The organism is Vibrio sp. 10N.222.54.E6 (genome assembly GCF_041473955.1).
In the GTDB taxonomy this organism is placed as follows: domain Bacteria; phylum Pseudomonadota; class Gammaproteobacteria; order Enterobacterales; family Vibrionaceae; genus Vibrio; species Vibrio tasmaniensis_A.
Genome location: NZ_JBFRTD010000003.1, coordinates 1 through 12610 on the forward strand (window position 1 = coordinate 1; position 12610 = coordinate 12610).

General features: G+C 44.2%; 12 protein-coding genes and 2 pseudogenes. 7 read left to right on the forward strand and 7 right to left on the reverse strand.

What is annotated here, in order from left to right; genetic code table 11:
* From AB4513_RS00240 to AB4513_RS00250, 3 genes are all read left to right on the forward strand, one after another.
* Positions 1-585, forward strand: a 585-nt coding sequence (locus AB4513_RS00240) for an RHS repeat domain-containing protein (protein WP_372081064.1), incomplete at its 5' end; no start/stop codon positions are given.
* 106 nt (positions 586-691) lie between these two features.
* A complete protein-coding gene (locus AB4513_RS00245) occupies positions 692-913 on the forward strand; it encodes a hypothetical protein (RefSeq protein ID WP_009846202.1) in 222 nt (73 codons plus the stop codon).
* A gap of 120 nt (positions 914-1033) precedes the next feature.
* Positions 1034-1282, forward strand: coding sequence for an RHS repeat-associated core domain-containing protein (locus tag AB4513_RS00250; protein WP_009846203.1), 249 nt, complete (start codon positions 1034-1036; stop codon positions 1280-1282).
* A gap of 26 nt (positions 1283-1308) precedes the next feature.
* On the opposite strand, the gene AB4513_RS00255 is transcribed toward AB4513_RS00250, so the two are convergent.
* Both AB4513_RS00255 and AB4513_RS00260 read right to left on the reverse strand, forming a co-directional pair.
* The gene (locus AB4513_RS00255) at positions 1309-2106 is read right to left on the reverse strand and encodes a CLCA_X family protein (RefSeq protein WP_032555113.1); all 798 of its coding nucleotides are present in this window, start codon (positions 2104-2106) and stop codon (positions 1309-1311) included.
* Between the two features lie 85 nt (positions 2107-2191).
* A complete protein-coding gene (locus tag AB4513_RS00260) occupies positions 2192-2893 on the reverse strand; it encodes a flavin reductase family protein (protein WP_009846205.1) in 702 nt (233 codons plus the stop codon).
* Positions 2894-3134: 241 nt separating this feature from the next.
* Here AB4513_RS00260 and AB4513_RS00265 point away from each other — a divergent pair, with 241 nt between their 5' ends.
* The gene (locus AB4513_RS00265) at positions 3135-3542 is read left to right on the forward strand and encodes a hypothetical protein (protein ID WP_026012354.1); all 408 of its coding nucleotides are present in this window, start codon (positions 3135-3137) and stop codon (positions 3540-3542) included.
* Between the two features lie 208 nt (positions 3543-3750).
* On the opposite strand, the gene AB4513_RS00270 is transcribed toward AB4513_RS00265, so the two are convergent.
* On the reverse strand, positions 3751-5193 hold the full coding sequence (locus AB4513_RS00270) for an N-acylglucosamine 2-epimerase (protein WP_102258271.1): 1443 nt from the start codon (positions 5191-5193) through the stop codon (positions 3751-3753).
* A 233-nt stretch (positions 5194-5426) separates the two neighbouring features.
* On the opposite strand from AB4513_RS00270, the gene AB4513_RS00275 reads away from it, so the two are divergent.
* On the forward strand, positions 5427-5990 hold the full coding sequence (locus tag AB4513_RS00275) for a DUF2975 domain-containing protein (RefSeq protein WP_009846208.1): 564 nt from the start codon (positions 5427-5429) through the stop codon (positions 5988-5990).
* 10 nt (positions 5991-6000) lie between these two features.
* Positions 6001-6234: a helix-turn-helix transcriptional regulator gene (locus tag AB4513_RS00280; protein ID WP_009846209.1), complete on the forward strand. Its 234-nt coding sequence runs from the start codon at positions 6001-6003 to the stop codon at positions 6232-6234.
* Between the two features lie 76 nt (positions 6235-6310).
* On the opposite strand, the gene AB4513_RS00285 is transcribed toward AB4513_RS00280, so the two are convergent.
* Positions 6311-6958, reverse strand: coding sequence for a glutathione S-transferase family protein (locus AB4513_RS00285; RefSeq protein WP_102258270.1), 648 nt, complete (start codon positions 6956-6958; stop codon positions 6311-6313).
* Positions 6959-7096: 138 nt separating this feature from the next.
* Between AB4513_RS00285 and AB4513_RS00290 the strand changes: the two genes are divergently transcribed.
* Positions 7097-7948, forward strand: coding sequence for a LysR family transcriptional regulator (locus AB4513_RS00290; protein WP_102258269.1), 852 nt, complete (start codon positions 7097-7099; stop codon positions 7946-7948).
* 137 nt (positions 7949-8085) lie between these two features.
* Here the strand turns inward: AB4513_RS00290 and AB4513_RS00295 are convergent.
* The 3 genes and pseudogenes from AB4513_RS00295 to AB4513_RS00305 form a co-directional block, all read right to left on the reverse strand.
* Positions 8086-9792 (reverse strand): annotated as a pseudogene (locus AB4513_RS00295) (methyl-accepting chemotaxis protein); the annotation flags it as partial.
* 144 nt (positions 9793-9936) lie between these two features.
* Positions 9937-10326, reverse strand: a pseudogene (locus AB4513_RS00300) (methyl-accepting chemotaxis protein); the annotation flags it as partial.
* Between the two features lie 407 nt (positions 10327-10733).
* Complete coding sequence (locus tag AB4513_RS00305) at positions 10734-12521, reverse strand: sigma-54-dependent Fis family transcriptional regulator (RefSeq protein ID WP_102258267.1); 1788 nt, start codon at positions 12519-12521, stop codon at positions 10734-10736.
* Positions 12522-12610: the final 89 nt, after the last annotated feature.

Consider the following 12610-nt stretch of genomic DNA (forward strand, 5'->3'; position numbering starts at 1 on the left):
ATGACTAACCATCTCGGTCACGTCTATGGTGTGTTTGACCAAGCAGGCGAAAGACTCAGCCAGCGAGGTTATTCGCCATACGGGCAAGTAAGTGGCGATGGTTTCACTCTACAGCCGTTTGGTATGTCGACCAAACGCTCAGATTTTGAAAGTGGATTAGTTTATTTTGGTTATCGCTTCTATATGCCAAACTTGGGCCGCTGGCTAAACCGCGACCCACTGCAAGAGCAAGGCGGGATTAACCTCTATGCGTATGTGGATGGTGACCCGTTAGGGTATGTGGATCCGGATGGGCGTTATAAGTCCAGGCCATACAATCCGAGTCCTACCGACCACTTGATATATCCACCTCAAAAAAATAGCCAATGTTATTATGATTGTTATGAAAAGGCAAAGGCAGCGATGTCACCAAGGTCTGCAGTAATGGATCAAGCACCACACAATAAATCTCTTTCATGTAAACAGCCAACGCAAAAGTGGAATGTATTTGATAAAGAAAAGAGGTCAGCAGTTCAGGATCTTATCGAAGAACTATATGCAGAAGTTTCTTGTGATATTGAATGTTCATTAAATACATTATATTGAAGGACTAAAATGAAATTAGAGTATATGAATTTGAGCAGGAACTTCAAACCAAGAGTGAAATCATGCAGAGTCTTTCTGTGCAGTTATTTAATTAGGGATTATGTAAATGAAATTTAAACAATTCATTCAAGTTGCAATGATGTTGTCATTTGTAGAAGCAACTTACAACTTTATTTATGACTTTTTGTATATTGAATTTACAAATGATAATTTGGTTTTGCTCGGCATACCATTTGTTAACTTTATATCTATTCCACTACAGTATTTAGTGATTTCATGCATTGCTTGGCCTATTTATTCATGGCTTATATTGAAAGACATTGAATAGAGTGATGCCTTGTTTTTGCTTTAAGACAAAAGGCTTTGTCTCTGAATTATTATGTGATGTTACTTTCGTACAACCACAACTAGAAATTGTAGTAAATAAGGCGGTGTCGCTGGGTTATCAATGCGTCAGCAGAGCCAGCAAAATATCTACTACATGACTAACCATCTCGGTCATGTCTATGGTGTGTTTGACCAAGCAGGCGAAAGACTCAGCCAACGAGGTTATTCGCCATACGGGCAAGTAAGTGGTGATGGTTTCACTCTACAGCCGTTTGGTATGTCGACCAAACGCTCAGATTTTGAAAGTGGATTAGTTTATTTTGGTTATCGCTTCTATATGCCAAACTTGGGCCGCTGGCTAAACCTTTGATTGTAAGGACGGCGCCATGTTTTGTCTTAACGCGATTTACTTAGAGATCGACCCAACGGCGCGAAGTAACCTTGCAGCGCTTTATTAATTTCTTTGCGATGCTTGAGGTCTGGATAGAGAGGGAACATATCTGGTTTGGTCGTGCCATCGACTAAGTAAGCATTCTCGATATCTGAGCAGGATTCAATCGTAGCTTCAAAGGCTCGCGCCATCATCTCTGTTGGTAGTGAGAAGTAACGGGCCGACATCGCTTTGTCGGCAATAACACTTCGAGCCACGTAATCGTGCTTATCTAGGTTGTTGTCACTGAGTAGTGTGGCATCGAATACAGACATCAAACTCTCGTTTAATGGATGAGGTCGCACCTTTCTATCGTGTAGCCAACAGTCACTGGCGAACAAGATTTTCTTGCGAGGACCGGAGGTGTCACCAATCTCAAACGCTTTTTCGGCAATGTAGTGGTCAAACGCATGCCAAAACTCATGCGCTAACGCACCAGCACCTGCATTTTTAGCGAGGGCTAATTCTCTTTGGTTTGGCGCGTAGTGTGCTTGTACACCCTTTCTGCCACCACTGCCGAACGCTAAGCCTAATGTGCCGCGAAGGCCAATCGCTTCTGGTGGCAAAGCCAAGATATAAGCCAAGTCTGCTAACGAGTCGAATATCAGATTTGCAGCGAGCTCTTTCTCTTCTTTCGTTACCCAAGCGCCCACACGAATGCTGCCCATACCGAAGGTCTGTTTGATGTCCATGAATGACACCTGATCGCCATGTCGGTAGTCTGGGCCTTTGCGCGTTTTGTATTTAAAGTGGGTTAACTTCAAAAGGGTCCTTGGAAATAGATGTAGTTTAGCGCTGTTGTATGGTGCACAGGGTTAAGTTGGGAAAGTTAGCACCTTTGTCAGTAAATTACCGAACAAAATGAGCGAGATTGTGTTCGAAAGCCTCCCATGAGGTTGGGTTGCCTTCGTGGGTCAGTGGAAATAGTGCCCTATTTGGTTTTGCATAGCTTAAACGATGTAACCTCTGCGTGACATGATAACTGTCTAGCCCTGAAATTGTGACTAAATCTAACGCTTCTAAATCTAGGTAGCCGTCCGGCATCACAGCACGTTTTGGCGCGTGAATTGTAACAACTTCACCAATCAACATTTGAGTTTGGTTACTTTCAATTGTTATCTGCTCTTTGAAGGCCAGGCCTATTTTCAGAGGGCTTTCCAAAACAAAGGGAGCAGGGAACACATCATCGTAATAGGGCGTGAGACCGACCGCGTTAAATTCTGAGACTGATTTAGGATAACGAGCGGAAGTTTGATGAGCTTTTTGAACAAAGCCCGCCCCGATACTATTGATAGTGAAGTGTTGAGTTTCTAGGATATTTTCTAGTGTATGACGGCGACTTTCCGCAGTCCGGATGATGAAGCCAAGTAAAGGTGGATTCGACCCCAAATGAACCACGGAGCTCACTACTGCAAGATTTTCTAGCCCTTGCTTGTCACAGGTGCCAATAAGGTTTGCGCTTTTAAACCCCGATAAGGAGTTAATTAAACGAGCGCGCTCACGCTGGTCCATTGCTTTGATATCTTGTCTTGAAAGGGTCATTGCCTTCATATCTTCTCTTCTTCTCACTTTTGTTTTCGACGACTTGTTTACTAACCAAACTAAAACATATCTACGCAGCATCGCTTTATTCCGATCATCCAGTTTGAATAAGTGGTTGTGAAAGGAGGATTCTTTTAGAAAATTGCAATTTTCTTGAAATTAAATGTGACACTGTAGCTTAATTTGTTGTTGCAGCGGTTTGCTATTGAGCGATACCATGTACGGCTATTTCTTTGGTAAAGATGTAATTATGTCAGATGAAAAGCTCGCGCTAGAGTGGATGCGCCAACAAGCGCATAGAATTGATCCATATGTTATAAATCCATCATTTGATGAATGCGTTGAGTTGCTTGAGCCTGCCTTTAAGAAGGGCAAGAGTGTCGCGCAGCTAAAATATCTATTATCAGAAGCGGATCGCCGAGCGGGAGCTGCCGAACGTAAGCATGCTGCTTTAAAGTTTGCTAAAGAAAAAAGCCCAAAGGCAGGTCAAAACCTTCGTCTGCAAAGCAAACTTCAACAAGTTCAATTGGCATTAAAGTTAGCAACTGGCGATAACAACATGACCATATCGCAGTTCTGCTCTGAGTATGATGTCAGTAAGCGAGACGGCAACGAAGCGTGGAATGAAAAGTTGGTTGAGCAGAATAATAAGAAGTGATTTCGTGATGACGTATATGGTTTAACTGAAGATCCGACAAGATTCACTTGCTTATGTATTCATTTAAAATCCTACCAATAAATGTTGCTCAACGGTATTTCAAAAGCCTGAAGATCTTCTTTTCAGGCTTTGTCAACAGCTAGCCACTCATCAGTTCCGTCTTAGTCGTTAACCACGTCTAAAAGTACCGATGAGTGAATATCAGGTATCAAGGTCGAATGTTGTTGAAACTGACCTTTTGCGTTCCATCACTCTGATTCTCTAATTTAATTACATCTCCTTGATAGTAATAAGGTTCCATTGGCATCTTGCTGTTGGTTGGCCTTGCGTAGTGAAGTACAGCGGATTTACCTTCCTCTTGTCGAGCATATAAATAGCCAATCAGCGCATGTTCAAATTGGTGGTAGCCATTGCCCCAATGGAAAGCTTTAGTACGCTTAGGCTCAAGCCCAACGCCACCGTACTTATGATCTACCCATACATCATGAAAGGTGGGCAGGGTGTATTGCAGTACGTCTTTCATTGAACCATCGATAAGCGATACCGTCATCGCAGCTTGATCAAGCTCAGCCCATTCCCATGATGACGCCCATTGGCTGTGAGGTCTGCTTTGCCAGCCCGTGATATCTTGCCCTTGCCACATCTTCTGAAGTCGCTCGCCAAAGTAGTTAGATACATTGGCAAAATCTTTTTGATATTGCGCCTGAGCCAAAGTGTGTTTCATACCGTCTAAACCAAACTCAGACCAATCGGAATTTTTTAATGCATGACCAGTTAGATAGGTCATCCAATACGCTTTAATGGTGTGCCCAAAATCATTGTGATTGGCATTCGGCATCATTGCCGCTTTGTCGTGAATTGCGCCGTAGAAGCGTTGTTCATCTTCAGAGTGGTAGTGATCAATCATGGCTTGCGTGAGCCAGTTTAAGTCATCAAGCCATTTGGCTTTGACGGGCTCTTTGAGCAGAGGAGTGACTAACAACAGGTAGCCGTTTATTTGATCAAGTTGCGCGACCAGTTCACGTCGTTTTTCACTGCCATCTTCACCGTCGGCGAGTACCCAAGCAAGACCGCTGTTGTCGCTAAGTCTATATTTATCAAAGATAAAAGCTTGTTGGGCGATGAGTGCTTCTTCTACCTTTTTGTCTTGGGTCAGGTAGTAGTACATCGCGAGTCCAACCAGCGCATACGCTTGATCTTGAGAGGTACGTTGCTGCCAATCTTGACCCGCTTTTCCCTCTTTTGTGTAGCCAATAAAGCCACCATTTTTCTTATCTTCTAGTTGATCAATGAGGTAGTAGGCACCTTGCTTGGCAAGCGCTAAAGCTTGTTTGTCTCCAGTAAGGTGATAGAGCACGCCGTAGGCATAGGTTTGGCGTGATTTCATACGCGTAAACTCCTTGCCAAAGTGGGGAGTGATCCAGCCTCTGTTCAATTCAGGACACACATCAGATACATCGAGCAAGGTACCATCATCGCAGCGGAAAGTAGGGAAATTGCCTATCGGTTCTCCCTGTGCGCTCGGCATAAGCCAGTAAGGTGCGAGCCCTTCAGAAGCATGATTGATCCAGTCTTCTCCAGAGGGAAGGGTGACATTGGCAGATACGGCCAAGCTAGTGACACTGAGTAATACGATGGTTGCTCGTAACATAACGTTTATCTTAACTATTTGAATTTAGTTGAATATAAACAATCACATCTGCACATTGTGATTAGGCGATCACAATCGACCAAATTATTTGTGGTGTAGATGTAGGACTATCTGGGTCTTACTCATTTTAATATTGCAAATAAACAATAATTTATCGTTTATCGATAAATTGTTGTTGATCATCGTTTGTTTTGATCTTAATATTCTTCTATCAACTCAACAGGAATATAAGTATGTCTAAGATTCAAAAACAAAGTCGCCGTGTGCGAATGCTACTTCAGTCCTTTCTTGCACTCACTCCTATCATGGTGTGTTACTTCTGGCTAACGGTTCAAACACCCTATGACTTTCTTAGTGAGATGGGCATTATTCAGTTTTCCATCGAGATGGATTACTTTATAACCTCCCCACTCACAGTCTCTCCACTTACTACGACAACAAGAATCATCGCAATGTTCACCAGTTTGGCGATGTCGAGCATTCTTATGTATGCATTAACGGTTCTGATACGCCTATTCCGTAACTATGAGCGAGGTGAAATCTTCTCTTTAGAAAACGCAATGTCCTATCAGAAACTCGGATATAGCTTGTTTTATTGGGTATTAGGTTCAGTTATCTATGGTTCATTGATGTCAGTGATTCTGTCGTTCAATAATCCACCAGGTGACCGTATCTTTGAGATTAGTTTCGTTGGTATGGACTTTTTAACACTGATATTGGGTATAATTATTTTGATCATCTCGTGGGTGATGAAAGAAGGTTATATTCTGGCTGACGAACATAGCCAAACCATTTAAAGGACTTGTCATGACTATCCGCATTAATTTAGACATTATGATGGCCAAACGGAAAATGCGATTAAAGACATTGGCAAAAGAAGTTGGGATAACAGAAGCCAACTTGTCCGTATTAAAAAATGATAAAGCCAAAGCCGTAAGGCTATCGACGCTCGACAAGCTGTGTGAAGTTTTAGAGTGCCAACCTGGTGATATTTTAGAATTTGAACCGAATGATCATAAAGACGGCGTTGCGGCAGAATAGCCAGTAAGGAAATCGCTTTCAAATCATCTAATAATGAACGAGTCTCGATATCGCATCGAGACTCTTTTTAATCTATTTATACCGGCTCTCCCGCCTCGTCCTCTTCAACCACATCGGTTTCTAAGTTCGCTTCTGCCAACCATTTTTTTACTGATGGGCTGTTGAGTACACGTTGCTGATACTGTGATGCCTTCTCTGAAAGTTTGATGCCATAGGTTTCAACGCGTAATGCCAAAGGTGCAAACATCGCATCGGCAATCGACCATTCACCAAACAACCAACCTTCTGGATATTGTTCCATTTGCGTCGACCATATGGCATCAATACGGGCGATGTCTTTCAATGCCTCTCCACTCAAAGCAAGCTTTCGTTGAGCGCGGCAGTTCATCGGCATTTCATTTCTTACGGCAAAAAATCCAGAGTGCATCTCTGCAGAAATTGCTCGGGCATGGGCGCGTTCTTTCACTGATTTAGGCCATGCTGCGCCGTCCAAGTAAGCTTCGTTAACGTATTCGAGAATCGCCAGTGAATCCCACACAGCAACGTCACCGTCAACCAGGGTTGGAACTTTGGCTGTTGGTGTCACTGAAGCTAGTGTGTCGTAAAAATCAGACGTGAATAGCTTGAGCTTGATGACTTCCGCATTGAGGTTATAGTTGTCGAATATTAGCCATGCGCGCAATGACCAAGTTGAGTAGTTCTGGTTTCCAATATAAAGCTGCATAGTTGCTTCCTTGCGTTTAGTGTGGATGCTTTGAGACTTAGGGTAAGGTATTGAGCCTTAGGGGCATGCATTTGAGCTTAGGGGATTGTATTGCGGCGCACTAACGGATAATTTTGATGCAATACATTAATAAAAACGATGGGTGGTGATTTCAATATGGATATTGATGCTTTGCGAGGCTTTCTCGCGTTTGTAGAAACCAGTAGCTTTACTCGTGCAGCGAAACAGATAAATCGCACCCAATCGGCATTCAGTGCGCAGATGCGCAAACTGGAAGAAGAACTCAACGTGACCCTTTTCCAGAAAGAAGGCCGTAATCTCGTGCTGACAGAGGCTGGCTTAGCGCTGCGTTCTCATGCTGAACAGTTGGTCGCCCTCCACAATACCGCCCTCAAGCAAGTAAAGCGTTACGAAGACAAACAACCTCTAAGACTCGGTTGCCCTGAAGACTACAATGACACTATTCTGCCAAAAGTGATTCGCCTGTTGCAGAAAGCAGAACCCACCTGTTCTATTCAAGTATTCAGCCTACCAAGCATTACGCTCAGAGAGTGGTTGGATGATGGTAGGCTTGATGCTGCAATTGTCACCCGAGCGCCTGACAGTGAAGAGGGCTATTGGCTTACCAGTGATGTGGGAGTATGGATAAGCAGCCCTGATTTTGTGTTTGATGATTCTAAACCTGTTCCACTTGCTCTGTTCCAGACTGATTGTAAATACCATGCAGCGGCGGTGAATGGCCTAACTAAACAGGGTACGCCTTATCAGTTGTTGGCGTGCAGTAATACCGCTTCGGCGCAACGTGCCATTGTTAAAGCGGGTTTAGCGATTGGCGCGATGGGTAAGCTGAGTGTGACTTCTGATTTGAACATTCTGGAAGATATGCCACCACTGCCTTCGGTGGATATTGTGCTGATTTTAGCGAGCAAACATCACCCAGTGTTAGACAAAGAAGTGCTTAACCAACTTGTGGAGTTGGACTCCAATTAGACTTTTGCTCGGTGAGGGTAATGTTGAGCGCGGAGCTAAAATAGATAGGCCGAGAACATGGTGTTTTACGAAGAACGTTGCGTTTCTCCGAAAACATAGTGTTTCTCGGCCTAGTTATTGTTAGACGCTGTTGGTAATTAAGAAAGCTTGAACTTACTCAGTTCGCCGTGTAAATCTCCGGCTTTCACTGTCAGCTCATTACTGATTGCTACTGATGAAGTCATGGTATCCATCACTTCCACTGCTGTGTCATTGATGATCACTACATTGCGGTTAATCTCTTCTGACACAGAGCTTTGTTCTTCAGCCGCGGAAGCGATCTGATTGTTCATGTCATTAATCACTTCAATCGCTTGGTTGATTTCAGACAAGGCTTGATGTGCAGCTTCGGTTTCACTTTTTGTGTTGTTCGCTTGATTCTGGCTTTGCTCCATCAGTACCACAATAGATTGAGTCTCTTGTTCTAAGCGAGCCAACATAGAGCGAATCTCTTCTGTTGAACCTTGAGTTCGATTCGCTAGGTTACGAACCTCATCAGCAACCACTGCAAAGCCTCGACCAGCCTCACCTGCACGAGCTGCCTCAATCGCGGCATTCAGTGCAAGTAAGTTAGTTTGCTCTGCAATGCCACCAATCTCGCTCAAGATACCCTGAATAGCGGTGCTCGAATCGACTAAGTTCTGTGTTTGTTGCTGCGCATCGTTAACCTGCACAGCCAAGCTGTCTACAGCACTGGCGGCATTGTCCATGCGCGTCATACCATTGAGACTGTTGCTTTGCACTTGGCTTGCAGCTGCCGCTGCTTGAACCGCTGAGTTCGCCACTTCTTGCGCTGTTGCACTCATTTCATTGATAGCGGTGGCAAGTGAGTTCACTTCGTTAACTTGAGAATTCAGCTGGTCACGTGAAACTTCAGCACGAGCTTGGCCTTCTGTCGCGTTTTTATCCACTTGGTCAGCCGTTACCATCACGGTAAGTAGCATCTCTTGTATGCGAGATAGGAAGGTATTGAACCAGTGTGCAAGCTGAGCGGTTTCATCCTTACCTTTCACTTCAATGCGATAAGTTAAGTCACCTTCACCCTGTGCTGCATCTTTAAAGCGTTCCACTAAGTTGTTCAAAACCTTGCCCAAAGAGTTAGCAATGAATGCCATTGAGGCAATGCCTAGAAGAGCGGCGATGATTCCCGCCCACACACCTTTTTCAAGTGCTTTTGAATTCTGAGCATCACTCCACTCGGTGTAGTCATTGACGCTTTTGGCTAGGTGACTACTAGGGACAGACACCATGACTACCCATGGCGCATCACTGGTATCAATGGCAGTAATCGCGTACTCATCGCCGCCGAAAGTCACAAGACCGGCGCCTTCTCTGTTAGCGATAGACTGAATCTTTGACCATTCAGATTCCAATTCAGAAGAGACTTTTTTACCCACCATATTTCCAGCTCGGCTGTTGGCCAGTGTAATGCCTTTCCATGAAGTGATTAGGATTTTTCCTTGGCCATCAAACAGGTTACGCGCAAGTAACTCACTTTGGCTTTGGAGTTCATGTAGGGATAAATCAAAGCCTAGCGAGCCGATGATTTTTCCGTCATGTTTGATTGGTTGGCTGATGGTGGTAATGAGCTCCTGTTTGCCGCGCACTGAATAAAAATACGGTTCCATCACAAACGTTTTACCTGTTTGATATGGCATTAAGTGCCAGTCATCTTTGCGCTCACCGTTGCTGTTGAGATCGGTATTGCTAAAGCTTTCCATTGCGACAGCATCAAAGCTGTTCTGGTCATTGGGAGAGAAGAAAGGCGCAAGGTAGCCTTGACTGTTAAAACCTAACTCAGTGTTTGAGCTTAACTCGATGTTTGAGCCAGATTCGATATTCGAGTCTGATTCTGTGTTAATGCTCAGTTCGGTGTTCGAGTCTTGTTGGTTATCTGAAATCAGCGACGTATCTGAGCCATTTTCGCTGTTCACGTTGAGCTCGTTATTCAAGACAGACTGTTGTGACCATGTCTTATCTTCCCAAACCATGTAACCCGCAAATACAGCTTTGTTTTGTGCTTCCAGTGCCGCAGTAAACTGTTTCACGATAAGCTCTGCACTTGCGTCGGTTTCTGAACTTAATTCGATGATTGAGCGCACTTGCTTAAGGTTCGCTAATACGGGGTTAAGCTGGTTAGCGATGTTCAAACCTTGTTGAAGTGCCGTGTTTTGTAAATCCGTAGCAGTGGCCTCTGTCAGCTGCGTTTTTACTTTTTCAGTGACTTGTTTATTCACATCGGTAAATGCGTTGGTCGTCATTCCCATGGCGATTAACAGAGTGAAAGCCATCGCTCCGCCCGCACTCACCGCAATTCGCGTTCGTATACTGTTAAACATATTATCTCTCTAACCAAATAGTGGTAGTTTTTCAGAGATTTTAAACAAGATACGTGAATGGAAAATTCTATATAATGAACACAATAAGAATAGGGTGATTAAAAATATAAATAGGATGATATAACGCTTCGGATTATGTCTTTTAGAGAGGAGCAATAAGATAGGTGTATGGCTGTTTTTATTCTATTATCTAATTGTATTTGTTGATATTTTATACTTGATGCCGTTTTTAATTTCCTGGTAAATCAGGAGGTTGTAGTTTGAGGGTGTTGTGGATATATATTACTCATTATATGACATCAGTCACATTTTAATTTCATCTGAAGTGTGGAATACCCACTTAAAAAGTATGCATTTATACGTTGCAGACTAAATTCAAGTAACTGGGCCATTGATCATCTTCATTATTAAAGAATCCCCAAGCTCTTTAGCTTTCTATAAATGGTATTGCGGCTGATACCCAGTATTCGCGATGTCTTGCTGATGTTGCCCTGATTGGCTTGATACGTTTGCAGCAAGGTTTCCTCAACGGTACTTCTTAAATCGTTATTCGTTGTGCCTTTGAAGGTATTAGGAGTCGTCAGTTGATGCTGATTATCTTGCGCTAATAACGTGAGATGTTGAGCAAGGTGGCTAGGCACATGCTCGAGTGTGAGTTGTCGTTCATCACTCGCGAGTAGGGCTGCGACCTTAAGTAAGTTATCTAATTCACGGATATTACCGGGCCATGAATAGGCGCACAGCAAGCTCATTAAGTGCGGGCAGATTGTCTGTTCGTCTTCGGCATATTTACGATGAATGTGCTCGATTAAGGCGTGCTTGTCTTGTCGGTGTTGCAAGCTTGGAAGAGTAAAGGCCAAGCCATTCAGGCGGTAAAAGAGATCTTGTCGAAATTCCCCCGTAGCGACCAACTGTTCTAGGTTTTTATGCGTCGCAGCGATGATCTGACAATCGACTTGATAGCTCTGATTTGAGCCAACAGGCACTACCGACTTATCTTGTAGAACATGCAGCAATCGACACTGAGCCTCCAATGGCATGTCGGCAATCTCATCTAGAAACAGAATTCCCTTGTCTGCTTGGCGGATCTTACCTTGGAATCCTTTGTGGCTTGCGCCAGTAAAAGCGCCCGGCGCGTAACCAAACAGTTCTGATTCGATAAGATCTTTCGGCAGTGCACCGCAATTTACTGCTACTAGGGGCGAAGATTTACGTTGGCTTTGTTTGTGCAACGCTTTTACAAATTCGCCTTTGCCAACGCCCGTTTCTCCTAAGATTAATAGGCTGATCCCTTTGTCGATAACCTTGTTGGCTTGCTGCCAAGCGTGTTCTATCTGTTGCTCGCCATGGTGCAGATCACACGACGCTGAAATAGAGCGAGTGCGCTTGGTGGTTGGTTGTTTGAGGTGTTGTTTCTCAAACACAAAAGGTGCATCAAATGAGGCTCGATTGAAGAGAGTCTCGATGCATTCGCCGACGATCGAGGTTTGATCCAGCAGTTGAGAGGCGACCTGATTGTGCGCGACTACCTCGCCAGCTTCATTGGCTATCACAATTCCTTGCCAGCCGCTGTGTAATAGAGATTTCTCACATGCGAGGTCAATACGAGTGGTGCCTTGTGGGATATGACTTAATAGCTGATTTTCAACAAGCTGAACCATATTTTGAACCAGCAATTGGATAGAACTGTCGTGTTGCTGTTGCTCACTGGTAATATCCAATACGCCAACCATCTGCCCTTGATGATCAAACACCGGGCTTGCGGAACAACTGATAAACCGATGCTGGTGGATGAAGTGCTGTTCACCAATGATAGATACTGGTTTCGCTTCAACGATGGCGGTGCCAATCGCGTTGGTGCCTTTAAGTTGTTCCTGCCAACATGTTCCCGAACTGAGTGCAATTGACGTCAGCTTCTCTTTAAACCGCTCCTGTCCCCAACTTGCCAGAATTACCCCTTCAATATCCGTCAGAATCAAACGGCTGTCAGTGCGTGCAAACATCTGATTAAACAGAGGGAGAGCATTACGTTCGACGATATGAATCAAGTCGGACGATTGATGACGTCGCTGTTTAAGGATCGATTGTGGCAGGCGAATGTCTTCGGGAAGTCGTCTCTGTTTTAGACCCGCTTCTGTGCTGCGGTGCCAAGAGGATGAAAGCCAATCTGAGGTGTTTGCTTGTTGAAGATGCATGACTGTTCCATGTCGTAACAGTGAGGGTGTACCAATTTGGAACAGTTGAACACTGGAGTGCTTTCCAGACGCCCGTTCAATGCCAACTC

Excerpts from the sequence above, each read along its gene's own strand:
- AB4513_RS00245 (WP_009846202.1), top strand. The coding sequence starts at position 692 with ATGAAATTTAAACAATTCATTCAAGTTGCAATGATGTTGTCATTTGTA.
- AB4513_RS00250 (WP_009846203.1), top strand. The coding sequence starts at position 1,034 with ATGCGTCAGCAGAGCCAGCAAAATATCTACTACATGACTAACCATCTC.
- AB4513_RS00260 (WP_009846205.1), bottom strand. The coding sequence starts at position 2,893 with ATGAAGGCAATGACCCTTTCAAGACAAGATATCAAAGCAATGGACCAG.
- AB4513_RS00265 (WP_026012354.1), top strand. The coding sequence starts at position 3,135 with ATGTCAGATGAAAAGCTCGCGCTAGAGTGGATGCGCCAACAAGCGCAT.
- AB4513_RS00270 (WP_102258271.1), bottom strand. The coding sequence starts at position 5,193 with ATGTTACGAGCAACCATCGTATTACTCAGTGTCACTAGCTTGGCCGTA.
- AB4513_RS00275 (WP_009846208.1), top strand. The coding sequence starts at position 5,427 with ATGTCTAAGATTCAAAAACAAAGTCGCCGTGTGCGAATGCTACTTCAG.
- AB4513_RS00280 (WP_009846209.1), top strand. The coding sequence starts at position 6,001 with ATGACTATCCGCATTAATTTAGACATTATGATGGCCAAACGGAAAATG.
- AB4513_RS00285 (WP_102258270.1), bottom strand. The coding sequence starts at position 6,958 with ATGCAGCTTTATATTGGAAACCAGAACTACTCAACTTGGTCATTGCGC.
- AB4513_RS00290 (WP_102258269.1), top strand. The coding sequence starts at position 7,097 with ATGGGTGGTGATTTCAATATGGATATTGATGCTTTGCGAGGCTTTCTC.
- AB4513_RS00305 (WP_102258267.1), bottom strand. The coding sequence starts at position 12,521 with ATGCATCTTCAACAAGCAAACACCTCAGATTGGCTTTCATCCTCTTGG.